This is a genomic window from Neobacillus sp. NPDC093182 (assembly GCF_044754045.1).
Genome location: NZ_JBIVOI010000028.1, coordinates 21,212 through 44,723, shown reverse-complemented (window position 1 = coordinate 44,723; position 23,512 = coordinate 21,212). Strand labels below are relative to the sequence as shown.

23 protein-coding genes and 3 pseudogenes are annotated in these 23,512 nt (G+C 37.2%); 19 read left to right on the top strand and 7 right to left on the bottom strand.

What is annotated here, in order from left to right:
• The first annotated feature begins 50 nt into the window (after positions 1–50).
• The 3 genes from ACIQAA_RS31170 to ACIQAA_RS31160 all read left to right on the top strand — a co-directional run bounded on the left by ACIQAA_RS31170 (position 51) and on the right by ACIQAA_RS31160 (position 3,545).
• Positions 51–890, top strand: coding sequence for an alpha/beta fold hydrolase (locus tag ACIQAA_RS31170; RefSeq protein ID WP_402627464.1), 840 nt, complete (start codon positions 51–53; stop codon positions 888–890).
• A 294-nt stretch (positions 891–1,184) separates the two neighbouring features.
• Positions 1,185–2,432: an NAD(P)/FAD-dependent oxidoreductase gene (locus tag ACIQAA_RS31165; RefSeq protein ID WP_402627462.1), complete on the top strand. Its 1,248-nt coding sequence runs from the start codon at positions 1,185–1,187 to the stop codon at positions 2,430–2,432.
• A 240-nt stretch (positions 2,433–2,672) separates the two neighbouring features.
• Positions 2,673–3,545: a LysR family transcriptional regulator gene (locus ACIQAA_RS31160; RefSeq protein WP_402627510.1), complete on the top strand. Its 873-nt coding sequence runs from the start codon at positions 2,673–2,675 to the stop codon at positions 3,543–3,545.
• A 262-nt stretch (positions 3,546–3,807) separates the two neighbouring features.
• Here the strand turns inward: ACIQAA_RS31160 and ACIQAA_RS31155 are convergent, their stop codons facing one another.
• Together ACIQAA_RS31155 and ACIQAA_RS31150 are read right to left on the bottom strand one after the other, a co-directional pair.
• Entirely contained in the window at positions 3,808–4,986 is a 1,179-nt protein-coding gene (locus ACIQAA_RS31155) for an MFS transporter (protein WP_402627459.1), read from the bottom strand.
• A 262-nt stretch (positions 4,987–5,248) separates the two neighbouring features.
• The gene (locus ACIQAA_RS31150; RefSeq protein ID WP_402627456.1) at positions 5,249–5,890 is read right to left on the bottom strand and encodes a hydrolase; all 642 of its coding nucleotides are present in this window, start codon (positions 5,888–5,890) and stop codon (positions 5,249–5,251) included.
• Positions 5,891–6,169: 279 nt separating this feature from the next.
• On the opposite strand from ACIQAA_RS31150, the gene ACIQAA_RS31145 reads away from it, so the two are divergent.
• The 3 genes from ACIQAA_RS31145 (at position 6,170) to mgrA (ending at position 9,543) form a co-directional block, all read left to right on the top strand.
• Positions 6,170–6,340 carry a XapX domain-containing protein gene (locus ACIQAA_RS31145; RefSeq protein WP_402627453.1) on the top strand — a complete coding sequence of 57 codons (171 nt, stop codon included), beginning with the start codon at positions 6,170–6,172 and terminating at the stop codon, positions 6,338–6,340.
• 40 nt (positions 6,341–6,380) lie between these two features.
• Complete coding sequence (locus ACIQAA_RS31140) at positions 6,381–8,207, top strand: amidohydrolase (protein WP_402627450.1); 1,827 nt, start codon at positions 6,381–6,383, stop codon at positions 8,205–8,207.
• A gap of 334 nt (positions 8,208–8,541) precedes the next feature.
• Entirely contained in the window at positions 8,542–9,543 is a 1,002-nt protein-coding gene (gene mgrA, locus ACIQAA_RS31135) for an L-glyceraldehyde 3-phosphate reductase (RefSeq protein ID WP_402627447.1), read from the top strand.
• 289 nt (positions 9,544–9,832) lie between these two features.
• Here mgrA and sigJ read toward each other — a convergent pair whose 3' ends face one another.
• Complete coding sequence (sigJ, locus tag ACIQAA_RS31130; protein WP_402627444.1) at positions 9,833–10,696, bottom strand: RNA polymerase sigma factor SigJ; 864 nt, start codon at positions 10,694–10,696, stop codon at positions 9,833–9,835.
• Between the two features lie 605 nt (positions 10,697–11,301).
• Between sigJ and ACIQAA_RS31125 the strand changes: the two genes are divergently transcribed.
• The 7 genes from ACIQAA_RS31125 to ACIQAA_RS31095 all read left to right on the top strand — a co-directional run bounded on the left by ACIQAA_RS31125 (position 11,302) and on the right by ACIQAA_RS31095 (position 17,349).
• The gene (locus ACIQAA_RS31125; RefSeq protein ID WP_402627441.1) at positions 11,302–11,781 is read left to right on the top strand and encodes a carboxymuconolactone decarboxylase family protein; all 480 of its coding nucleotides are present in this window, start codon (positions 11,302–11,304) and stop codon (positions 11,779–11,781) included.
• Between the two features lie 104 nt (positions 11,782–11,885).
• Positions 11,886–12,365 (top strand): carboxymuconolactone decarboxylase family protein, encoded by a 480-nt coding sequence (locus ACIQAA_RS31120; RefSeq protein WP_402627441.1) that lies wholly within the window; start codon positions 11,886–11,888, stop codon positions 12,363–12,365.
• A 595-nt stretch (positions 12,366–12,960) separates the two neighbouring features.
• Positions 12,961–13,179: a carboxymuconolactone decarboxylase family protein gene (locus tag ACIQAA_RS31115; protein WP_402627438.1), complete on the top strand. Its 219-nt coding sequence runs from the start codon at positions 12,961–12,963 to the stop codon at positions 13,177–13,179.
• Between the two features lie 313 nt (positions 13,180–13,492).
• The gene (locus ACIQAA_RS31110) at positions 13,493–14,134 is read left to right on the top strand and encodes an NAD(P)H-dependent oxidoreductase (protein WP_402627436.1); all 642 of its coding nucleotides are present in this window, start codon (positions 13,493–13,495) and stop codon (positions 14,132–14,134) included.
• A 263-nt stretch (positions 14,135–14,397) separates the two neighbouring features.
• Positions 14,398–14,838, top strand: a complete 441-nt coding sequence (locus ACIQAA_RS31105) for a DUF1641 domain-containing protein (RefSeq protein WP_402627433.1) — start codon at positions 14,398–14,400, stop codon at positions 14,836–14,838.
• A 39-nt stretch (positions 14,839–14,877) separates the two neighbouring features.
• On the top strand, positions 14,878–16,059 hold the full coding sequence (locus ACIQAA_RS31100) for an NAD(P)/FAD-dependent oxidoreductase (RefSeq protein WP_402627430.1): 1,182 nt from the start codon (positions 14,878–14,880) through the stop codon (positions 16,057–16,059).
• Positions 16,060–16,869: 810 nt separating this feature from the next.
• Positions 16,870–17,349 carry a carboxymuconolactone decarboxylase family protein gene (locus ACIQAA_RS31095; RefSeq protein ID WP_402627427.1) on the top strand — a complete coding sequence of 160 codons (480 nt, stop codon included), beginning with the start codon at positions 16,870–16,872 and terminating at the stop codon, positions 17,347–17,349.
• A gap of 793 nt (positions 17,350–18,142) precedes the next feature.
• Here ACIQAA_RS31095 and ACIQAA_RS31090 read toward each other — a convergent pair.
• The 3 genes and pseudogenes from ACIQAA_RS31090 to ACIQAA_RS31080 all read right to left on the bottom strand — a co-directional run bounded on the left by ACIQAA_RS31090 (position 18,143) and on the right by ACIQAA_RS31080 (position 19,297).
• Positions 18,143–18,547, bottom strand: a pseudogene (locus ACIQAA_RS31090) (FAD-dependent oxidoreductase).
• A gap of 28 nt (positions 18,548–18,575) precedes the next feature.
• Entirely contained in the window at positions 18,576–18,755 is a 180-nt protein-coding gene (locus ACIQAA_RS31085) for an FAD-dependent oxidoreductase (protein WP_402627425.1), read from the bottom strand.
• Positions 18,752–19,297, bottom strand: a complete 546-nt coding sequence (locus ACIQAA_RS31080; RefSeq protein ID WP_402627422.1) for an FAD-dependent oxidoreductase — start codon at positions 19,295–19,297, stop codon at positions 18,752–18,754. Before ACIQAA_RS31080 ends, ACIQAA_RS31085 begins: the two co-directional genes overlap by 4 nt.
• A gap of 294 nt (positions 19,298–19,591) precedes the next feature.
• Between ACIQAA_RS31080 and ACIQAA_RS31075 the strand changes: the two are divergent.
• The 6 genes and pseudogenes from ACIQAA_RS31075 to ACIQAA_RS31050 form a co-directional block, all read left to right on the top strand.
• Positions 19,592–19,776 (top strand): annotated as a pseudogene (locus ACIQAA_RS31075) (PduL/EutD family phosphate acyltransferase); the annotation flags it as partial.
• Between the two features lie 161 nt (positions 19,777–19,937).
• The gene (locus ACIQAA_RS31070; protein WP_402627420.1) at positions 19,938–21,278 is read left to right on the top strand and encodes a cytochrome ubiquinol oxidase subunit I; all 1,341 of its coding nucleotides are present in this window, start codon (positions 19,938–19,940) and stop codon (positions 21,276–21,278) included.
• Between the two features lies 1 nt (position 21,279).
• Positions 21,280–22,305, top strand: coding sequence for a cytochrome d ubiquinol oxidase subunit II (locus ACIQAA_RS31065; RefSeq protein WP_402627417.1), 1,026 nt, complete (start codon positions 21,280–21,282; stop codon positions 22,303–22,305).
• A gap of 12 nt (positions 22,306–22,317) precedes the next feature.
• Positions 22,318–22,422, top strand: a complete 105-nt coding sequence (cydS, locus tag ACIQAA_RS31060) for a cytochrome bd oxidase small subunit CydS family protein (protein WP_373459811.1) — start codon at positions 22,318–22,320, stop codon at positions 22,420–22,422.
• Positions 22,412–22,603 (top strand): annotated as a pseudogene (locus tag ACIQAA_RS31055) (hypothetical protein); the annotation flags it as partial. The gene cydS and the pseudogene ACIQAA_RS31055, both read left to right, overlap by 11 nt.
• A gap of 162 nt (positions 22,604–22,765) precedes the next feature.
• Complete coding sequence (locus ACIQAA_RS31050) at positions 22,766–22,969, top strand: hypothetical protein (protein WP_402627414.1); 204 nt, start codon at positions 22,766–22,768, stop codon at positions 22,967–22,969.
• 97 nt (positions 22,970–23,066) lie between these two features.
• Here ACIQAA_RS31050 and ACIQAA_RS31045 read toward each other — a convergent pair whose 3' ends face one another.
• The gene (locus ACIQAA_RS31045) at positions 23,067–23,402 is read right to left on the bottom strand and encodes an Ohr family peroxiredoxin (RefSeq protein ID WP_402627412.1); all 336 of its coding nucleotides are present in this window, start codon (positions 23,400–23,402) and stop codon (positions 23,067–23,069) included.
• Positions 23,403–23,512: the final 110 nt, after the last annotated feature.

Genomic DNA, 23,512 nt, shown 5'->3' with positions numbered 1-23,512 from the left:
GAAGAAGTTTTAGGAGAGATATCACAAAACTATTTTTTTGAGGTGGAAGTATGGCAAAAATTACTGTAGGAACAGAAAATCAAAAACCCATTGAACTATATTTTGAGGATTATGGCAAAGGAAAGCCAATTGTATTAATTCACGGATGGCCGTTAAGTGGTCGATCTTGGGAATACCAAGTTCCTGCTCTCGTTGAGGCTGGATACAGAGTCATAACTTATGACCGTCGAGGGTTCGGGAACTCATCTCAGCCATGGAATGGTTACGATTATGATACATTCGCTACTGATTTACATCTGTTACTAGAGCATCTGGATCTCCAAAATGTGACATTGGTTGGATTTTCTATGGGGGGTGGAGAGGTAGCTCGCTATATTGGAATCTATGGAACAAATAGAGTAGAGAAGGCTGTATTTGCAGGAGCTGTACCACCATTTCTTTACAAGTCAGCAGATCATTCTGAGGGAGTATTAGATGATTTAGCAATTCAAAGATTTGAAGAAGGAGTAAAAAGTGATCGCCTAGCATTTCTTGATGAATTTACGCGAGTATTTTTTGCTGTTGGAGACAGAACTGACTTAGTCAGCGAACCATTCCGACTTTACAATAGGGATATTGCAGCAGGTGCATCACCTAAAGGGACACTAGATTGTATAGCTGCTTTCTGTAAAACGGATTTCAGAGAGGATTTAGCCAAATTTGATATACCTACCCTTGTTATTCATGGTGATTCGGATGCGGTTGTTCCATTTGAATATAGTGGTAAGCGAACACATGAAGCAATTCCAAATTCTAAGCTAGCTTTAATTAAGGCTGGTCCACATGGGTTCAATGTAACACATGCCAAAGAATTTAATGAAGCACTGCTATCATTTTTTAGGGCTAATTAAAAATGAATATTTTTCTTTTCAATTGATTGCTAGAAAGGAACGCAAATCATTTGAATCTGAAGTAAGCAAATGTAAGTCTATTAGAAATCAAATGATTCAAGTAAGTTACGAAGAATGTCACAAAGAGAATCATAGTTTCGTTATATATTTGAGTGCCATTAGTGATTGGAGTGAAAACAACAGTAGAGTAAAAGACAAGAATAAAATCAACTTTAGCTGCAATGGATATTTGTCTAATAGTATCATTGTTTTGCTCCGATTTTTAAAATATTAAATACGGTTGGAGAGTGAATTATGAAAAAAATAGTGATTATCGGTGGGGGATTTGCAGGTTTTTGGAGTGCAGCAGGGGCCATTCGCAGGGCGATTGAACTTGAAAAGGAGAATGAAGTAGAAGTTACCGTGGTAAGTAGAGATTCTTTCTTAAATATGCGCCCTAGAAATTATGAATCTGATTTGTCTCAAGTTCGTATACCATTCAATAGAATCCTTAAACCAATCGGGGTGAAAAATATTGAAGGCAACGTAGAAGGTATTGATTTCGATAACAAAACAGTGACCGTCTCAAGCACTTCTGATATTTTAACATTGCCATACGATAGGCTAGTTCTTGCTGCAGGGAGCATTTTGCAAAGACCCAATATCCCTGGTCTTAAAGAGCATGCTTTCTCTGTTGATACTTTCCAGGAGGCAAGTGAACTTCATCAACACTTAGATAATTTGGTATCAAAAAGATCTTTAGAAGGATGCTATACAGCCATCGTTGTTGGCGCTGGTTTTACTGGTCTAGAAGTCGCTACAGAAATGGTCTCCATTCTAAAAGGTGTTGCAGAAAAAAATGGGGATGACCCTTCTGCTGTTCGTATTCTATTAGTTGATCATTCTGACATTGCTGCGGAATTCAGCGAAGAAGCTCGTGCAGTAATTAAAGGTGCTCTATCTGATTTGGGTATCGAGTCATTCACAAAAGTAGCAGTACAAAGCATTTCAGAAGATGGTGTGGTACTAAGTAATGGTGAAAAACTTCCTGCGTTAACTACAATTTGGACAGCAGGAGTGAAAGCAAGTCCTCTAACCTCTCATTTCCCAGTGGAACGTGATAATTTCGGCAGGTTGCCTGTTGATCAATTTTTACGTGTAAAAGGTACTGAGGATGTGTTTGCTGCAGGTGACTGTATCAGAGTATTGACAGATGAAACTAATGCTGCGGTGATGTCATGCCAGCATGCCTCACCTCAAGGAAAATTTGTAGGTTATAATGTTGTAAGTGACTTGTTCGAAAAAGATTCATTACCTTACGCACAGCCTTACTATGTTACATGTCTTGATCTTGGAGAATGGGGAGGATTGGTTACAGATGGATGGGATAGAAAAGTAATGATGAAGGGAAAAGACGCCAAGGAAGTTAAAATAGACGTTAACACAAAATTTATCGCTCCTCCTTTGGATGATAAGGAAGAAATACTAAAAGAATCCCAACCAAATTATATAAATAAGCTTGAGGATTTTTTGCCTTACCGCTTTAGAGAAGCAACTGTTTAATTTACAAATAAATTAGACCTTTAAAACGACCCTTAAGTATAGTTAAATTAAATGATCACAAAAAATTTGCAATGAGGAGAGCCCTGCAAAATTGCCGTAATTTTAAAGAACCGTAGGGTTCTCCGGAGTTTAAGTGGTTGAGATTGGAATTAGGTTGCCTACAGAAGAAAAAAATGCAGATAGCCTCCCTTGGGACGCTATCTGCATTTTACTTACTTTCACTTAGGAGGAGGTTTCACAATAGAATTACGTCAGTTGGAGTATTTTTTGCAAATATGTAATAGTGGTAGTTTTACTAAAGCTTCGGAGGTTTTGGGTGTTTCACAACCAACTTTAAGTCAGCAAATACGTGTCTTAGAAGGTGAACTTAATATACCTTTATTTAATCGAATTGGAAGAGGCATCAAGATTACAGATGCTGGTAAGATACTATTTGATAAAAGTGAATCGATCATGCAGCTGCTTGATGAAGTACATAATGAATTCTTTGAATTAAGAGAAATGAAAAGAGGTTTCATTACCGTAGGAGGATTATTGGAGGACCTCAACTATCTAACACCTCAAATTACGCAGTTTCACCAGCTTTATCCTAACATCTTTGTAAAAATCATAGAGTCAGAAGATGTTGTAAACCAAATAGTTGAAAATAATATTGATATTGGTATTACACGTTGTACACAGGTTCCTGATACATTAACAATCACTCTTTTGTATAGTCAAGAGTTCGTTCTTGTTGTGGAAAAAAATCATCCTTTTGATAAAAAACCATTTGTTACCTTTCAAGAATTAGTAGGACTTAGTAGAATAATGGTTTCAAGCAGTTGTCGCGAGGTGATTGATTTATACATTAAAACTTTAGGATTATCATTATGTGAAGTAAGTATAGTAACCAAATCTTTGTTTTCTCTATTGAGTCTAGTACGTAATGGCTTTGGGGTTGCCATAGTACCAATCTCCATTGTTGACTTTATAAAGGAAGACACATTAAGCGTGGTTCGTATTGTTGATCCAATACCAAGTCAAGATATTAATCTTATTCACCGTGATGATAAAATTTTAAGTTATGCGGCGCGTGATTTTATTAATAGGTTAAAAGACACGGAAAAACATTAAAATAATAAATTACGTATAAAGATTGGTAAACCCTAAGTAGCTAGGAGCTGAATAAACTCCTGGCTTCTTAGCTTTCACAAATTCTTATGGTACAACTACATCCATTATTTCGGGATAAGAAGCCATGCATATAATCAAAAAAGACAAATTAATTTGTGAGATTAATTTGTCCAAAATCAGAAAGAATTCCTCCATCAATTGTTTGGGCGTGCAGGAAAAGGAAAAATCCCTAAGAGATACCGGGTCCGCCTTTTCTATATGTCTAATTTCCTTTTTCAATTCGGATGAAGAACGGAATCATGAGACTTAGAAATAGTATTCCGGACAATGATGCAAACGTAATCAAATGACCTCCAAATTTGACTAATTCGATTGATACAATTGGACCGATAGAGGCACCTATAAAAGCCATAAACATATGAAATGAAACAGCGGTACCACGGGAATGTCCGGCTAACTGTCCAATCAATGAGATTATAGTAGGAAGAGTCAAGGAAATACCGGTAACAAATATGACACTCATAATTAAAAGAAAATATAAATTTGAAGTGAACCCCTGGATTCCTAAACCAATACCAGATAGTGTTAAACCGGTCCATAAGATGTTTTTAAATCCAAATTTAGCAACCAGACGGCCTGTAAATGGAGAGATGAACATTCCAATAATACCAACAGCTCGAATCAATAGAATTTCCCGGTGGTTTAATCCAAAATCAGGACCACTTAGATAACTTTCGAGGGTTGTATAATAGCCAACTAGTGAAATAAAAAGCACTGTTGAAACAATATAGCAAATAGGCAGGCCATTTTGATTAAATATTGCTCCAATTTTAAAAAAAGAAGAGAAAAGCGTCCCTTCGGGCTTCTGGTTTGCATCCCTTGGTATATAATAGGCGATTAAAATAGCAGATATCAAATAAATCACAAATAAAATATAGTATGTATAAGACCAATCTAGTTTTAAAATTACGAAGCTACTAAAGATTTGGCCAACAATTGCGGCCATTAAAAATGCAGTACTAATAAATCCGATGATTGTTCCCCTTTTATTAGATGGGAAAATCTCCATTCCCAAAGCTAAAACAGAAGGAGGAAACATGGATGCCGCTAGTCCTTCGACAGCTTGAAGGATGACAAACGAAGCAAAACTACTGACACTCCCTATTAAAGGTGTTATAACTATAAGTAAAATCAGCCCGGTTATCATCAAGTGTTTTCTTCCGTATCGGTCGGACAAAATGCCAAAGATAAGACCTCCAATGGCAAAAGACAAAGAAAAAGCACTGCTTGTCCAAGCAGCCTGTGATAAGGTCACTTCAAAGGTTAGGGCAATTACTGGAACCAACGGAATGGTAAGATATAAAGAGGATACAACCACTAACGAACACCAGAAAAGGATTACCGTCATCATTGAATCATTCAAGTTGAACTCACTTTTCAAAAATTAACCCCCTTGCAAGTTTTTATACATGAGAAAAGGTAAGTCTGAAAAATCCTGACATACCCTTATCAAGTATCCAAAGTTAAAAATGATACTAATTAAGCAGCCTAAGTCCGTGGAATAACGGGCTTAGGCTGTTTTTTAAACCGTAAATAATAGAAATATCTATCGATTTACAGCATGCATTGTTGCTTCCATGACTTGGAATATATGTAGATATTTGAACATAGCAAATATATCCACTTATATGATGTTAGAATTTCTAATTTCCTTCGTGTCCACCAAACATAGTATGGGCATATAATACACCCGACCCGTAGGCTCCACCGTGGTCCATTACGATATCCATGACAGCATCGTAACTAGCTTGACGACTCCAATCACGCTGATATTCTAAAAGGACACTCTCCCATGTAACCGGAATGGCACCAGCTTGAATCATCCGTTGAATGGACATATTGTGCGCCTCAACAGATGTACCACCAGAGGCGTCTGTTACAATATAAACCTCGTAACCATCTTTAATTGCAGAAATTGTGGGGAGAGCCAGACACACTTCGGTCCACAAGGCTGCAATAACCAATTTCTTACGACCCGTCTTTTTTACAGCTTCCAAAAAGTTTTCATCTTCCCATGCATTCATGCTAGTACGGTCTATCGGTTTTTGTTCAGGGAAAACTTCTTGGACTTGTGGCTGTAGTGGGCCTGAGAATGTATCCGAAGCAACCGTAGTTAGTATAAGTGGTGCATTGAACACTTTCGCTGTTTTAGCTAATCCCACCGTGTTGTTGATAATAGTTTGTCGATCGTTGCTCTGTACCCCGAAAAGCATTTGAGGCTGATGATCAATAAGGATTACTACAGAGTTATCGGGAGTGAGCAAATCAGAATTGGCATGAAACATTTTAAATTCCTACTTTCGTTATATTAGATACAGCAGAATTCACAGATTATGACGTGCTGTTCTAATTTATAGTATTTGAATACCATTTCTTTAATCAATTGCAAATTTTCTATAATTCCCATAGGCGGAAACTATGATTCGTTTTACTATATATTTCATAGATTTTACCTATGCGTCCTATAGGAAAAACAATATTGATAGTTTCCTAACTATTTTATTAGACTTAAACAGGCGGAATGGTCAGCAAAAAAACTAATCACTTTAGGAGGTAGATAGTTAATGGGTTCTGTTTTTTTAGCTTTAGGTACAGGTATCATCATTGGCTTAATTTTTCAATCACTTCGTATTCCGTCTCCCGCTCCCCCTATGCTAGGGTTAATTGGTCTAGTTGGAATGTTCTTAGGGCAGCGGCTTGTTCCTTGGATTAAGTTATGGTTAAACCATCAATGATCGTTAACTGAACATTATTTTATAAGGAGGTAAATAGATTATGTCACTAGAAACAAACACCGTCGAGGCAGAAATATTGATTCACAATGCAAATATTGTGACTATGGACAAAGCAAATCCGATGGCTACAGCAGTTGCGATTAAGGGTGACCGTTTCTTAGCTGTGGGTAACGAATCTGAAGTAATGCAATACAAAGGATCATCAACTAAAGTGATCGATGCAAATCAACGACTTCTGATTCCTGGATTAAATGACTCCCACATTCATCTCATACGCGGGGGATTAAATTTTAACTTAGAGCTGCGTTGGGATGGAGTTCCATCAGTGGCTGATGCCTTGCGCAAGTTGAAACAACAAGTGGACCGAACTCCCGCACCTCATTGGGTTCGGGTAGTTGGCGGCTGGACTGAGTTTCAATTTCAGGAACGTCGAATGCCGACCTTGGAGGAAATTAATCGGATTGCTCCGGATACACCTGTATTTATTCTTAATTTATACCGTCAAGCATTCTTGAATAAGGCAGCTCTTCGTGCAGTTGGATATACAAAGGATACACCTAACCCTCCTGGAGGGGAGATTCAACGTGACAAAAAAGGCAATCCAACTGGAATGCTTATTGCTCGGCCAAATGCATCAATATTATATGCAACCTTAGCACGGGGACCAAAGTTGTCATTTCAGGACCAAATGAATTCAACACGTTTATTTATGAGGGAATTGAACCGGTTTGGTATCACGAGTGTAATAGACGCTGGCGGCGGTGCCCAGAATTACCCTGATGATTATCAGGTTTTTGAGGAATTGGATAAGCTTGGCGATATAACAGTCCGTACTGCGTATAACCTATTTACACAACATCCAGATCAGGAGTTAGACGACTTTAAAACATGGACGACCAGTACTAAACCATATACTGGTAGTCCTTACTATCGGCACAATGGTGCTGGTGAGATGCTTGTTTATAGCGCAGCGGATTTTGAGGATTTTGTCGAACCCCGCCCTGAACTGCCTGCCGTAATGGAATCGGATTTATTTAAGGTTACGGAGCATCTCGTACAGAATCGTTGGCCCTTCCGCCTACACGCAACGTATGGTGAATCAATCTCGCGATTCTTAGATGTTTTTGAAAAAGTGAACAAAGAGGTACCATTCAAAGATTTACGCTGGATATTGGACCACGCCGAAACAATTCGAGAACAGGACTTAGAACGTGTAGTTGAATTAGGAGGTTCGATAGCTGTACAAAATCGAATGGCATTCCAAGGAGAATATTTTGTGGATAGATATGGTTCTCAAGCTGCTGAAAATACTCCTCCTATAACAAAGATGCTTTCAGCTGGTTTGAATGTAGGTGTGGGTACAGATGCTACACGGGTGGCCAGCTACAACCCTTGGGTTTCCTTATACTGGCTGGTCACTGGAAAAACAGTTGGCGGGTTAAGTCTGTATCCAGCTTCTAATCGATTAGATCGACAACAAGCTCTTTCTATGTATACAGCTGGAAATGCATGGTTCTCCGCAGAGGAAGAATTAAAGGGACAAATCAAAGAAGGCCAATATGCAGACTTAAGCATACTTTCTGCTGATTTCTTCGATGTATCGGATGAAGAAATCAAACATATCGAGTCGGTATTAACAGTAGTCGGCGGAAAGATCGTCTATGGGTCTGTCGAATTTCAAAGACTATCGCCTCCAGCCCCGAAAGCTAGTCCTGACTGGTCACCGTATAATTACTTTGGGGGATATGATAATACTTCTATAATTGGAGGAAGTGGGTTAATGTCTCATAAGAGCCATCTGCATACCTGTAATCATCACCATCATCACGGCAGCGGGTTCTGTGATTTGGATTGCTTCGTCTTTTAATTCAAAATAGAAGTTTATTAGATTTATTATAACCATACAAAAGAGTTCAAATTAAAAACTAAACTAAAAAACAACCTCTCCATTTTTGGAGAGGTTGTTTTTTAACGACGCGTTGAACTCAAATCTTTCAAGTGAAAAAGTGAATTGTCACAAAAAGTATGTCAGATTCGTTATATATGAGAGTGTGATTAATGGATGGAGTGAAACAAAATAGGAAACCACATTTAGGGGATTTGTAAATAACATATTTTTTAAACTTGTACAAAATTAAACAAACAGGCTCATAAATGAACTTTTAGGAGAAGCCAATTTAATAAGAAAAAGGGGATATTACATGGTATATCAAGCTAATGAAAATCGATATGAAAGTATGAAATACAATCGAACTGGAAATTCCGGACTCTTACTTCCTGCAATTTCTTTAGGATTGTGGCATAACTTCGGAGGCGTTGATCCTTTTGAAAATGGTCGTGCTATGCTACGTAAGGCATTTGACTTAGGTATCACTCACTTTGATTTAGCAAATAACTATGGACCACCGGCAGGTTCTGCAGAAGAAATGTTAGGTTCCGTTTTAAAAAAGGACTTTGCTCCTTATCGGGATGAATTAATTATTTCAACTAAGGCTGGTTTCAAAATGTGGGATGGACCGTATGGAGATTGGGGGTCAAAGAAGTACCTTATTTCAAGTCTTGATCAAAGTCTAAAGCGTATGGGACTAGAATATGTGGATATTTATTATTCACATCGTCCAGATCCGAATACTCCACTTGAAGAAACCATGGGCGCTTTAGACCTTATCGTCCGTCAAGGAAAGGCATTATATGTGGGGCTATCTAATTACAATCCAGAACAAACGGCTCAGGCCATTAAAATCCTTGATAATCTCGGAACGCCCCTATTATTACATCAACCAAACTATTCAATGTTTAACCGTTGGATAGAAGATGGTTTACAGGATGTTTTAGAAGAAAATGGTGTTGGTTCTATTGCTTACATTCCATTAGCCCAAGGATTATTAACGAACAAATACCTAAATGGGATTCCGGCTGATTCGAGAGCCGCTAGTTCCACTAGTTTCTTAAGAAAAAATCAAGTAACGGAAGAATTTGTTAATAAAGCGAATCGACTAAATGATATCGCGGCAGAACGAGGACAGAGTCTTGCTCAAATGTCACTTGCATGGGTATTAAGAGGCGGACGTATAACGTCAGCGATTATTGGTGCTAGTAAAGTGAGTCAAATTGAAGAAAATGTTGGGGCATTAATGAATCTAGAGTTTTCAGATGAAGAATTGTTGAGAATTGAAGAGATATTAAATAGTAAGTTTGAGTAAAGTTATGAAAACCTACTTTCATTTTTTTATTTTGAAGGTAGGTTTTTGTTGCTAGAAAGTAGTTTACAAACTAATTAAATGACCAATATCTAACATGTAACTCTAATATAGAATTAATTAAAAAAGCTTAAACGGCTATCTCCTAGCCCTTTAAGCTTTTAAGTTATTTATAAGATAATGAAAGGTAATCATCCGCTGCTATTACAATCTCCATGGGCCACATTATTGCTCCGTTCTGATATATTTCATTTTATACGATCTCTTTGTGTGTTTTTTGTAATAAATTATTTCATATTCTTACATGTTTCAGCTTGTCAGGATTACGGACCATATAAATGTTGCGAATCATATTATTTTCGACATGAATCATCCCGACTGTGTGAATACCTTCGTTTGAACGAAGAATAAGAGCGGGTTGGCCGTTAATTTGACTGATTTCAATATGTGATATTCCCTCAATCATTGATGCCCGACGTACAGGGCCAAACAGAAACTCTGCAACATAATCTCGTGTTTCAATTGGTTCAACAGCCGCGGTTACTTTGCCACCACCATCTGAGACCAGTACAACATTTTGATCAAGCATAGATATGACCTGATTCAGGTTCCCTTGTTTGAGTGCTATTATAAAATCATGAACCAAATCTTGAGAAGCAGCTTCAGAATGAACTTCCTCTTCAGAATTAATCCCCATCTTTGCATTTGCACGGCTGAATAATTTGCGGCAATTCGCTTCGCTTTTTTCTATGAGTTCTGCTATCTCATGATATTCAAAGCTAAGTGCTTCACGAAGGACAAAAACGACACGTTCCGTTGGTGAAAGCTTTTCAAGTAGCACAAGTATCCCATAAGATAATTCATCGTCACGGATGACTGAGTCCATTGAATCTTCTTCAGAATTAGATAAGGGTTCAGGAAGCCATTCTCCAAAATATTGTTCTCGCTTCTTGCGAGCTGTTTTTTGTAAATCATAACATCGATTTGTTACCATTTTACAAAGATAAGCTTTAGGTTCACCCAACTTTTCCGGAGGTACGTCATATAATTTTAAAAAGACGTCATGGACAACATCTTCCGCATCTGAAACCGTTCCTGTCAGTTGGTAGGCGAGTTTAAACAGCAACTTTTTATATTTTTCGTACATTTCTTGCATATTTTCACTTCCATTCTCTTTCTACCATTCACTAATTCATAGCATGGGCTTCATATAAAACGAGCTGGGTAACAATTTTGTGACAAAATATAGTATTTTTTTCTTAAATAAATCTTTAACATATATATCATTTCCAACTACATTCCAAATATGTATATCTTAAAAATAATATGGAAAACGGTTAACAAGAGAGAGAATTTTAAAAACTCTTTAAATTCAACACCTTGTCACAGAATGAATCACTTTGTCGTTATATAGGTGTAGATGGAGAAGTAAAGGAAGCATTATTATAAAAGGTTAGCTGCTTCCAAAAGATCAACTAATACTTCATCTGAATTTAAAATCAAGGGGGATTGTAAATAGTAGGTAAACGTAGGGATAATCATTGAATAAGAACGAACCAATCTAATTCTAATTGGCTGCTTGTCACAGAATGGGACACTTAGTCGTTAAATATTTGAAGGCAAATGAAGGTGAAGATGACAGCGGATAAGGTACTTTTCATTCGGGAATAATCTTTACTGTTTGATCTTCTAGTTGTGTATTTACAGTTACATGTTCATACATTGATTACAATTAATAAGGAAAAGAGAGGTATACCAATTATGACTGAACGTATTAATTATATGAAAGAATCACCAGAATTTTTTAAAAAATTGATGGAACTTAGCATGCAAGAGAAGGAAAGTTCAATAGAAGAATCAATCCGTCATTTAGTGCACATCAGAGCTTCACAAATGAATGGATGTGGCTTTTGCTTAGATATGCACGTTAAAGAAGCTAAAATCCATGGTGAGAGAGAGCTTCGTCTTTACCACATCCCAATTTGGCGTGAATCAACACTATTTAGTCCACGTGAGCGTGCGGCACTAGCATGGACAGAAATTTTGACAAAGATGCCTGAGCATGGTGTACCTGATGACATTTATGACCGAGTTCGTGGTCAGTTTTCAGAAAAAGAGTTATCAGATCTTACCTTCTCAGTTATGACAATTAATGCTTGGAACCGTGTTAATGTTGCTTTCCAAACGGTACCAGGATCAGCTGACAAAGCGTATGGATTAACAAAAGCTGGCCTAAGCTAAGAGTTATATGAGCTAAATGTGAGTTTGATCTTCTAGTTGTGTATTTACAGTTACATGTTTATACATTGATTACAATTAATAAGGAAAAGAGAGGTATACCAATTATGACTGAACGTATTAATTATATGAAAGAATCACCAGAATTTTTTAAAAAATTGATGGAACTTAGCATGCAAGAGAAGGAAAGTTCAATAGAAGAATCAATCCGTCATTTAGTGCACATCAGAGCTTCACAAATGAATGGATGTGGCTTTTGCTTAGATATGCACGTTAAAGAAGCTAAAATCCATGGTGAAAGAGAGCTTCGTCTTTACCACATCCCAATTTGGCGTGAATCAACACTATTTAGTCCACGTGAGCGTGCGGCACTAGCATGGACAGAAATTTTGACAAAGATGCCTGAGCATGGTGTACCTGATGACATTTATGACCGAGTTCGTGGTCAGTTTTCAGAAAAAGAGCTATCAGATCTTACCTTCTCAGTTATGACAATTAATGCTTGGAACCGTGTTAATGTTGCTTTCCAAACGGTACCAGGATCAGCTGACAAAGCGTATGGATTAACAAAAGCTGGCCTAAGCTAAGAGTTATATGAGCCAAATGTGAAATGGATCATGAGGTAGTGGCATCATCGACTTCTCTTGGTGTCAACACGATTTCTGGTGAAGGGCTAGACTAAGAAATTTTCATAAATCAATAAAACAGAAAAACCGGTATCTTTAGGGATATGGGTTTTTCTGTTTTTTTGATATTTGAACGGAGCATATCTCAGAGGGAAAATTCAATAATTTTTCGGATGCTGTAATACGCACGTTGATATTAAAGGATGAAACCAAACTTTTACTAATAATTTAGATGGAATGACTGGATTGCAAAGCGTAGAGGATAACATTCTCTAGAATTTTTAAAAAACTCTTTTAATTAAACACCTTGTCACAGAATGAATCACTCAGTCGTTATATAGGTGTAGATGGAGAAGTAAAGGAAGCAGTTTACAAAAGGTTAGCTTCATCTATAAATCAACTAATACTTCATCTGAATTTAAACAATTATTAATCAAGGGGGATTGTAACTAGTAGTAAACGTAGGGATAATCATTCAAATCTTCTAGTTGTCTATTTACAGTTGCATGTTTATACATTGATTACAATTAATAAGGAAAAGAGAGGTATACCTATTATGACTGAACGTATTAATTACATGAAAGAATCACCAGAATTTTTTAAAAAGATAATGGAACTTAGCATGCAAGAGAAGAAAAGTTCAATTGAAGAATCAACCCTTCAGTTAGTTCACATCAAAGCTTCACAAATGAATGGATGTGGCTTTTGCTTAGATATGCACCTTAAAGAAGCTAAAATCCATGGTTGCTTTCAAAATGGTACCAGGATCAGCTGACGAAGCGTTTGGATTGACTAAAGCGGGCCTTAGCTAACCATTTGTAAGAGCTATGTCTAAGTATACTAATGAACTGTATCCTTAGGGTTCCTTCGCTTGGATAATCAGTTTTTGCAGCACTTTCTATGGCACTCGGTGTAGAACAGCTGGCAAACCGTTCGTTTGACGCCCGCTTTTGTACAGCCTATTTCCATAACAAAACCTCATCTCTAATTTGATAAAAACAGTAGTTATTGATGGTTGTAGATTAATTGGAATAAAACTTTGAACAAATCTTATTGAGCTAAAAAATCAAAGAAAAAGGTGATATGCTTTGTCAACAGTACTATATATAACAGCACATCCATTGAATGAAGAAAATTCCTATAGTCTAGCAGTAGGTAAAGAATTTATTGAGACTTATCGTGAAAATAATCCGAATGATGAAGTCGTTCATCTTGACCTGTTTAAAATGAATATTCCTCAAATTGATGCGGATGTACTTGGCGCTTGGGGTAAATTGCGTAAAGGAACTGCTTTTAATCAATTGTCTAGTGTTGAACAAGCTAAAGTGGGTCGTCTAGGTGAATTAGTTGATCAATTTGTTGGAGCGGATAAGTATGTATTTGTAAATCCAGTGTGGAACTTCTCATTTCCACCAGTTATGAAAGCCTATATTGACTCCATTTGTGTTGCAGGTAAAACCTTTAATTATACCCCTGGAACAGGACTAGTGGGTTTACTGAATAGTAAAAAGGCAGTTCATATTCAAGCAAGTGGAATGGTGTTGTCTCCGGGCACTGATTTTGCCGGAATGGAAATAAGTGATCGCCATCTAGGTGTCATTGTGAAGTTCCTAGGAATATCAAACTACGAAACTATCTTTGTTGAAGGTATAAATGCAGATCCTGATCTAGCTACTTCAATTAAAGAAAAAGCTATTAAAAAAGCAAAAGATGTTGCTAATAGATTTTAATAAATCTTAAAACCAACCCGTATTAAGAAAAAAATATTATACTTTGTCACAAAATTGCTCCTCAGCTCGTTTTATTCGTAACCTTGCTTACGGTAGGAATCCTGTGGGTTCTTTATAATCTCACAGCCAACTTTTTTTTCGAATGATTTGTGCAATACTTCACAAACGTATTAACCGTTGGAGATTCCACTGTTACTATAGGTAGGGTAGCCTCTTTAGCTCCTTATATTTAGGATATTACTATACGCAAAGGAGAATTAGAAATGTCAGAAACAATTACTCAAACAAAGCCTAAACAAGAAACACTATACTTGTCAGCAAATCCAGAACAACTTGATATCCTTGAACGGCTATTAAAACATGAGGTTCAGGAGTCCTTGACTACGTTAGTAGATCAGCTTCCAAAATTGACTGAACTTGTAAATATTTTGACTAAGTCATATGACTTTGCTCAATCTGTCGCTACTGATGAAGTACTAAAAAATGATACTGTTGGAGCGATACAAGAAATATTAGAACCTGTAACACACACAGTAAAAAAAATCGCATCAATTGCTATTGAAGCAAAAGATCGTGCAGAGGAAAGCAACGAAGTGTTAGGCCTTTTTGGTCTTTTAAAAATGTTAAAAGATCCACAAGTCCAGAAGCTATTCCGTTTTGTAAACACTTATCTACAAATTACTGCAGAACGAGATAATAAATAATACTAGTTAATATTCAAAAGTAAGAACGGAGGATTAACTATGTCTAAACATATCGTCATCTTAGGGTCGGGTTATGGCGGACTTCTAACTGCTTTAACCGCTCGCAAATATTTAAATAAAGCTGAAGCACAAATAACAGTGGTAAACAAATATCCAACTCACCAAATTATCACTGAACTGCACCGCCTTGCAGGGGGAACAATTGCTGAACAAGCTATTTCTATACCTTTAGAAAAACTTTTCAAAGGAAAAGATATTGATCTTAAAATTTCAGAGGTTGAATCTTTTTCAGTAGACAATAAACTAGTGAAGCTTGCCGATGGTTCTACTTTAACTTATGATGCCCTTGTTGTTGGTTTAGGAAGTCAAACTGCTTACTTCGGCATTCCAGGACTTGAAGAGAACAGCATGGTGTTAAAATCTGTTGCTGATGCAAACAACATTTACAATCATTTTGAAGATCGCATCCGTGAATATGCTCAAACGAAAAATGAAGCAGATGCAACAATTCTAATAGGCGGCGGTGGATTAACTGGTGTTGAATTAGTTGGTGAAATCGTTGATAATATACCTAAAGTTGCTAAAGGCTATGGTGTTGATCCTAAAGAATTGAAAATCATGCTCGTAGAAGCTGGTCCAAAAATTCTCCCAGTTTTACCTGATAAATTAATTAAAAGTGCAATGGCTAGTTTAGAAGCCCGCGGCGTTGAATTCTTAATAGGTCTTCCTGTAACAAATGTTAAAGGAAATGAAATCGGCTTAAAAGATGGCCGCAAAATCGTAGCAAATACTTTCATTTGGACAGGTGGAGTACAAGGCCTTCCTATAGTTGGAGAATCAGGTCTTGAAGTAGATCGTAACCGTGCAACTGTTAATAGTTTTCTTCAATCTAATTCACATAATGACGTATTTATTGTCGGTGACAGTGCTGTTGTCTTTCCTCCAGAAGGTGGTCGTCCATACGCACCTACTGCACAAAATGCTTGGCAAATGGGTGAACTTGTTGGTTACAATCTATTTGCATACTTACAAGACAAAACATTTGAAGAGTTTGCACCAATTAACTCAGGTACACTTGCAAGCTTAGGTCGTAAAGATGGTGTTGCTACTATTGGAGCCAACTCAATTCCACTTAAAGGGCTGCCAGCTACTCTAATGAAAGAAGCAAGTAACATACGTTATTTGTCACATATTAAAGGACTGTTCAGCTTAGCCTATTAAATCTTAATAATAAAATTGCTAAATAATGAATAAGTTTTTGTTTCATAGAGGTGATTCAAACACAAATTGCTTGATCAGCCACCACTAACGATGAACTTTTTGCGATTGTAGCCTATGCTAATTCCATTTGAAGTCAATAATGGAATTAGCAGGTTATAGTCGTTTTCTTTTTGGTAAAGATACCCCCGTGACTCGAACAGGTCAAATACATCTACGAGTACTTCTGATTGTTACTATAACATATGGTATTCGCTATAAATGGAAAACCCGTATCATGTATGATTAAATAAATTTTTATCATACATAACATTTCAACTACATTCCAAATATGTATACCTTTAAAATAATATGGAAAAACGGTTAACCTGATAATTAATAAAAAAGAAAGAGAATTTTTTAAAAACTCTTTTAATTGAACACCTTGTCACAGAATGAATCACTTGGTCGTTATATAGGTGTAGATGGAGAAGTAAAGGAAGTAGTATTACAAAAGGTTAGCTGCTTCCATAACATCAACTAATACTTCATCTGAATGTAAACAATTATTAATCAAGGGGGATTGTAAATAGTAGGTAAACGTAGGAATAATCATTGAATGGGAACGAACTAACCTAATTTTAATTGACTGCTTGTCACAGAATGAGTCACTTAGTCGTTATATATATGAAGTCAAATGTAGGTGAAGATGACAGCGGATAAGGTACTTCTAATTCGGGATAATCTTTACAGTTTGATCTTCTAGTTGTGAATTTACAGTTACATGTTTATACATTGATTACAATTAATAAGGAAAAGAGAGGTATACCAATTATGACTGAACGTATTAATTATATGAAAGAATCACCAGAATTTTTTAAAAAATTGATGGAACTTAGCATGCAAGAGAAGGAAAGTTCAATAGAAGAATCAATCCGTCATTTAGTGCACATCAGAGCTTCACAAATGAATGGATGTGGCTTTTGCTTAGATATGCACGTTAAAGAAGCTAAAATCCATGGTGAGAGAGAGCTTCGTCTTTACCACATCCCAATTTGGCGTGAATCAACACTATTTAGTCCACGTGAGCGTGCGGCACTAGCATGGACAGAGATTTTGACAAAAATGCCTGAGCAGGGTGTACCTGATGACATTTATGACCGTGTACGTGGTCAGTTTTCAGAAAAAGAGTTATCAGATCTTACCTTCTCAGTTATGGCAATTAATGCTTGGAACCGTGTTAATGTTGCTTTCCAAACAGTACCAGGATCAGCTGACAAAGCGTATGGATTAACAAAAGCTGGCCTAAGCTAAGATTTATAGGAGCAATGTGATGTGGACCATGACGTGGTGGCATCACCAACTTCTCTAAGTGTCAACACGATTTTCTGATGGAGGGCTAAACTAAGGGATTTTCATAAATCAATAAAACAGAAAAACCGGTATCTTTAAGGATATGGGTTTTTCTGTTTTTCTGATCATGAGTTCTATAAGCAAATATATCGAAGAGAACAAAGCATAACTCAGAGGAAAATTCAATAATTTTTCGGATGTTGTAATACGCACGTTCATATTAAAGGATGAACCCAAACTTTTACTAATATATTTAGATGGTTAACCACATAAAGTAAATTATTCAATTTATAGAAATACGGATACATATCTGTTGCTCTCATATTCCCAAGATACACATGGGAACGAAAGACTAAAAGTGCCAGTATGGCAATATCCAAAAGAATTGTGGTCGGATAAAAAGTTTCATTATGAAGAAGAAGAACAGGGGGAAATGTGAGAAAAAATAACTTGCAAAATTATAGAGTTGATGAAACAAGCGTATTAAGGTTGAGTAAAAACACTATACTAATTCAATGAACAAGGGTTTTAATCGAAGGTCTCTTTTGAATTTTAGTGATCTATCTTCTATATTAGAGCGCCATTCTTGATAAGAAGGCGTCCTTCTTTATCGGCCAGATTGTGGAATAAAACTTTATAAGGAAATTAGATATATTGTTAAAGTATGGAGAAGATTGTAAAGAATTGTACTAAAGCTAACGGAGCAGCTATATTAAATAAGAAGAGAATAAGGGAAAATCCGAGTCAAGCTGATTTATAAACATCTTGACTCGGATTTTATTGATGATTTTTTAGTTCTAATTAATAAAAGTACTACATCATCTTTCAATAGTTCTTTTTGCAGTTGTTTAATATTTATGTCTGCTGGATTTACTTTACTGTCTAAAGCAAGTGAAGCTGCTGTCCCGGCTGCTTGTCCAGTAGCCATAGCACTAGGAGTTAAACGTGTCGTAGCTAATGCCCCATGAGAAGCAGACATACATCTACCTACTACTAAAAGATTGGTAATCTTCTTAGGTACTAAACAGCAATAAGGAACATCAAAAGCTCCGTCACCCTTTACCTATCCAATCTCTATTCCTTTTCCACTAGGAGCGTAAATATCAATTTGGTATCCACTTCTAGCAATAACATCATCAAATTTTAAAGCCAATATCACATCCTCTTTTTGTAAGATATATTTACCTTCAATAATACGCGACTTGCGAATCTATTTGAGCACCTACACTTAAAATGGAAACTTGTTCAAATCCTGGTATCCATTCTTTTAAAAAGTCAGCAACCATTAAAACTTGCTTTCTACCTTCATATTCAGCTTTCGTTAAATCTTCCACTTTTGTAGCATCTAGTCCTTGAACTCTTGTCATATTGATAAGTACTTCATCTTCTGCAGGTCCTGTAGAAAATAACACTTGATCTCGATTGATAGTAAATTTGCTTGCTCCCACTCTTTATAGAAACCCTGAACAGCCGTCAATGGTAGATTGGGCAAGTCTTTAATTGGTGTTTTACTTAGGAAGTTATTTGGATTCTGTATCATATAATCTTTTACTTTACTTAGATTCACACCTCTCATTCGAAATTTCATTGTCATAGGTTGAGTTTTTTGATCTTCATCTCGTCCTTTGAGAGTAGGTGCCCCGGATAAATAAGCAATATCAGCATCACCTGTTGTGTCGATAAAAATGCTGCCTTGAATTTGATGACGGCCAAATTTTGACGAGATTTCAACGTGTTTTATCGTGTTGCCTTTTGTTTCAACATGTTCTACGAAATTGTGTACTAGAAGATTAACGCCAGCCTCTTCCAACATTTCTACAACAAGTATTTTATAAACTTCAGGATCATATGGAGTAACACTATAGACAAACCCACAAGTATCTCGTAAATGTCCCGGAGGAGCATTCAATCCTTTAATCTTTGAACAATTTCTCCATACCAAACAAGCCGAAAATCGGAAAATCAAAAGATTAAAAGATTAAAAGATTAAAAGAATAAAAGAGAAAGGGAGAGTAGCTGAGCCGGATGCTATTATTGTTTATTTTTGCTTTTTAGGTGGAGGAGGGGACAGTCCCCGAGAGCATTAACGCTTTAAAGTATTATAAGTGGTCTGACCCTGTTGGTGTAACGCTGCGCGTGGGTATGTTCGAAATGTATAATGGCAACATTATTATCAGATGTATAAAAAAGGAATGGGGATGTTATATTGATTCCAGTAGGAGTTTCAAGCAGACATATTCACTTAAAACCAGAACATGTTAAGGCATCGGTGCTGAATTAACTGTATTAAAAAATCTTTCCCAGCCTGGAGAATTTGCGGCAAACGAAACAGTAAAGGTAATAGGGTCAAAAGGAGAGTTTCCTACGGTAAGAGTTTTGGGGCCGGTAAATTTGGGAACGATAATGTAAGTGAGTACGTTTCGGGAGTGATAAAAATCTATAAGAAACAGGAACGTGTATTAGTTTGGTTGAGTTTTATTGTTGCATTTATTATAGGTCTATCGTTCATTGGACGGATTTTTTCGGGCTAGAGAAAGGTGATTGGCAAAATGGTAAATGAAGAAGCGGTATTTTTCAGCCGTGTCCTCACAGAATTAACATTATCGTTTCATATCATCTATGCAACCATTGGTGTTGGTATTCCATTGATGATCATGATTGCCCAATGGGTAGGGATAAAAAAACAGGATGAACACTATATCTTATTAGCCAGACGCTGGACCCGCGGCTATGTGATAACGGTTGCCGTCGGTGTGGTGACAGGCACCGCAATTGGCTTACAGCTTTCACTGCTTTGGCCGAGTTTTATGGAATTGGCGGGGAATATAATTGCTTTGCCGTTATTTATGGAAACCTTTGCGTTTTTCTTTGAAGCGATTTTTTTAGGTATCTATCTTTATACATGGGAACGATTTGAGAATCAGAAAAAGCATCTGCTTCTATTGATTCCTGTTGCAATTGGCGCTTCTTTTTCAGCTGTTTTTATCACGATTGTCAATGCATTTATGAATGCTCCCCAGGGGTTTGATTTGGTAAAGGGGCAGGTGGTCAATGTGAGTCCGATTGTGGCCATGTTTAATCCAGCAATGCCGACAAAAGTGGCCCATGTTCTTGGGACAGCCTATATGACTGCGGCTTTTGTTCTGGCGTCTATCGCCGCTTTTCGGCTTTTAAAGGGGTCTAACCATATCTATCACAAAAAAGCTTTGCATTTGACGATGAAATTAGGATTGGTTTTTTCGATTGCTACTGCCATTATTGGTGATTTCTCCGGAAAATATTTGGCAAAATACCAGCCAGAGAAATTAGCAGCAGCTGAATGGCATTTTGAAACACATGAGGGTGCACCACTGATTTTGTATGGTGTTCTTGATAATGGGGAAGTAGAGTATGCGCTTAAAATTCCGTTTGCCCTCAGTATTTTAGCTCATAGCAATCCTAATTCGGAAGTCATTGGACTTGATCAATTTAGGAAAGATGAAGTTCCGCCGCTCTATATCCATTACCTGTTTGACACCATGGTGACGATTGGAATGTGGATGACTCTGTTATCATGTGTTTATTTGATCGGAGTTTGGAAAAAGTGGAGTCTGGTCTCATCCAACTGGTTCCGCTGGCTGGTGGTTTTAGGGGGACCGCTATCAATCTTGGCCATTGAAGCAGGCTGGTGGCTGGATGAAGTAGGACGTCAGCCTTGGATTTTACGAGGAATTATGAAGACCAAAGATGCAGCTACAACGGCTGACGGGGTAGATTTAATGCTGGTCCTATTCTCTGGCCTATATCTTATCCTTGGAATTGCAAGTGTGGTCGTTCTAGCGCGGATGTTTAAAAAGAATACGGTTGAACAGGAATTGTCAGACCGTGCATCCGAAGGGAGGGTAACCTGATATGACGCTTGAAGTCATTGGAATATCAGTGTTATGGTTGTTTCTTTTTGGGTACGTAATCATTGCTTCGATTGATTTTGGAGCGGGATTCTTTAATGCCTATAGTATTGTCACCAATCGCCAGCATATCTTGACTAAAATCATTCAGCGGTATTTATCGCCTGTTTGGGAAGTCACGAATGTTTTCCTCGTGTTTTTCTTTGTTGGGATTGTTGGCTTTTTTCCAAAGTCAGCCTACTACTATGGAACCGTCCTGCTTGTACCTGCAAGCTTTGCCATCATTCTATTGGCGATCCGCGGGTCGTATTATGCGTTTACCACTTACGGTGGATTGAAACATAAACGCTATGCTGTCCTCTATGGACTTTCTGGATTGCTGATTCCAGCCTCTCTATCGATTGTGCTTACAATTTCTGAAGGAGGCTTCGTAACACTGGAAAATTCAGGGCCACTGATTGATTATGGGAAGTTGTTTATGAGCCCATTAAGCTGGAGTATTGTCGTATTAAGCCTATCAGCAGTGCTATACATTTCAGCAGTATTTTTAACCTGGTATGCCCATTATGCAAAAGATGAGCAGGCTGCTAATCTGATGCGTAAATATGCTCTCATTTGGGCAATTCCATCGATGATTACAGCTTCTGGGATTATCGTAGAGCTTGCTGGACATAATCCTGAGCATTACGAGCGATTAATCAATTTATGGTGGCTGTTTGCCTTGTCGGTTGTCTTTTTCGCAGGGACCACCTATTTGATTTGGAAGCGCCGAGGGTATGGTACGGCCGTTTGGCTGATGATTGGCCAATTTCTGCTTGCTTTTTTTGCCTATGGAGTCTCTCATTATCCTTATTTACTGTATCCCCATTTAACCATTTACGATGGTTTTACGAATAGATCTATGGCGATTTCATTGATTATCGTTTTTATTGCCAGTCTTGGATTACTCTTACCGTCCTTGTATTTGCTGCTAAAATTATTTTTGTTCAACAAAGAATATGTCCAAGGAAAACGAAACAATCATGTGTAAGGAGCGTCAGTAATGTTAGAAAAATTTCTTATCTTTTATGCCCCCTTATTAGTGGTCGTTCTTTCGATTGCAGTATCTTTCTGGTTAGCAGCAAAAGATCAATCGGTTGAAAAATAAAACGGAAGGAGAGCGCAGTCTTATTTTTAATCAAGTATTAACTTTTGCATTGGATATGCATATAGATACTGATGAAGCAAATGCGTCCGGATTAAAAACAGGATATGTCAATGATAACATTAATAATGATAACGATATAATGAAGATGTTGTGGTTGAAGTTGTTAATGATATATATATAGGCTGCCCTTGAGCAGCCTCCATTAGCATAAGAGCGCCAGTTAAAGTTTATTCCTCGTACCACCCTCGAAATTATCTTTTATCACATAATCCTCTTCTTAAGAAATAGTTTATATTCTTGTATATTATATCAATACCAGGATATTGAAGATTTATTAAATCGTTTGAGAAAGAAACTGGTCAAACGTAGAGGAGTGGATTCCGAAGAAAAGTACCGCCGGGATAAAAAGGTATACGTACATACAAAAGAAAATAACAGCTTGATAGACTCAGGTACTCTTACGCCTATGTTAAAAAGAATGCAGGACCAAGAATTAGACATTCGTGATGGTCTGGAGAGGATGAAAGAGCGGTTTTTGTTAGCTTGACTAACAAATGGTACTAAAAGCCATGCATACTTATAATCAAAAATAACGAAACAAAAAGAACCTATTTGCAGCCGCAGTGCAAATAGGTTCTTTTTTACTATTCTACTGTTGTTTCTAATGAAACCTCAATGTTCCCTCTTGTTGCTTTTGAATATGGGCAGAACTCATGAGCTTCTTTCACTAATTGTTCGGCTACTTCTTGAGAAACACCATTAATATGTGCATGTAGAACTACACCGATTTTAAACCCATCGTCCACTCCGTCTTTCAATAAACTTACTGCCGCTGTAACAGATGACTCAATTTTGTGTTGGTTTTTTCTGGCAATCAGATTTAAAGCCCCATCGAAACAAGCTGAGTAACCTGCTGCGAATAGTTGTTCAGGATTTGAGCCTTCTTTCTTGTTGTTTGGTGACGGCATAACAAGATTCAAATCAATGATTCCATCGTCTGATTTTACTCTTCCTTGACGTCCACCTTGTTTGCTCTTGATGTAAATAGCACTGACAAATAATCACCTCATAAATAATATTTCAAAAAAAA

Bases quoted from the DNA above. Each gene is read 5' to 3' on its own strand.
- ACIQAA_RS31170 (WP_402627464.1), top strand. From the start codon at position 51: ATGGCAAAAATTACTGTAGGAACAGAAAATCAAAAACCCATTGAACTA.
- ACIQAA_RS31165 (WP_402627462.1), top strand. From the start codon at position 1,185: ATGAAAAAAATAGTGATTATCGGTGGGGGATTTGCAGGTTTTTGGAGT.
- ACIQAA_RS31150 (WP_402627456.1), bottom strand. From the start codon at position 5,890: ATGTTTCATGCCAATTCTGATTTGCTCACTCCCGATAACTCTGTAGTA.
- ACIQAA_RS31145 (WP_402627453.1), top strand. From the start codon at position 6,170: ATGGGTTCTGTTTTTTTAGCTTTAGGTACAGGTATCATCATTGGCTTA.
- ACIQAA_RS31140 (WP_402627450.1), top strand. From the start codon at position 6,381: ATGTCACTAGAAACAAACACCGTCGAGGCAGAAATATTGATTCACAAT.
- mgrA (WP_402627447.1), top strand. From the start codon at position 8,542: ATGGTATATCAAGCTAATGAAAATCGATATGAAAGTATGAAATACAAT.
- sigJ (WP_402627444.1), bottom strand. From the start codon at position 10,696: ATGCAAGAAATGTACGAAAAATATAAAAAGTTGCTGTTTAAACTCGCC.
- ACIQAA_RS31125 (WP_402627441.1), top strand. From the start codon at position 11,302: ATGACTGAACGTATTAATTATATGAAAGAATCACCAGAATTTTTTAAA.
- ACIQAA_RS31120 (WP_402627441.1), top strand. From the start codon at position 11,886: ATGACTGAACGTATTAATTATATGAAAGAATCACCAGAATTTTTTAAA.
- ACIQAA_RS31115 (WP_402627438.1), top strand. From the start codon at position 12,961: ATGACTGAACGTATTAATTACATGAAAGAATCACCAGAATTTTTTAAA.
- ACIQAA_RS31105 (WP_402627433.1), top strand. From the start codon at position 14,398: ATGTCAGAAACAATTACTCAAACAAAGCCTAAACAAGAAACACTATAC.
- ACIQAA_RS31100 (WP_402627430.1), top strand. From the start codon at position 14,878: ATGTCTAAACATATCGTCATCTTAGGGTCGGGTTATGGCGGACTTCTA.
- ACIQAA_RS31095 (WP_402627427.1), top strand. From the start codon at position 16,870: ATGACTGAACGTATTAATTATATGAAAGAATCACCAGAATTTTTTAAA.
- ACIQAA_RS31085 (WP_402627425.1), bottom strand. From the start codon at position 18,755: ATGACAAGAGTTCAAGGACTAGATGCTACAAAAGTGGAAGATTTAACG.
- ACIQAA_RS31070 (WP_402627420.1), top strand. From the start codon at position 19,938: ATGGTAAATGAAGAAGCGGTATTTTTCAGCCGTGTCCTCACAGAATTA.
- ACIQAA_RS31065 (WP_402627417.1), top strand. From the start codon at position 21,280: ATGACGCTTGAAGTCATTGGAATATCAGTGTTATGGTTGTTTCTTTTT.
- cydS (WP_373459811.1), top strand. From the start codon at position 22,318: ATGTTAGAAAAATTTCTTATCTTTTATGCCCCCTTATTAGTGGTCGTT.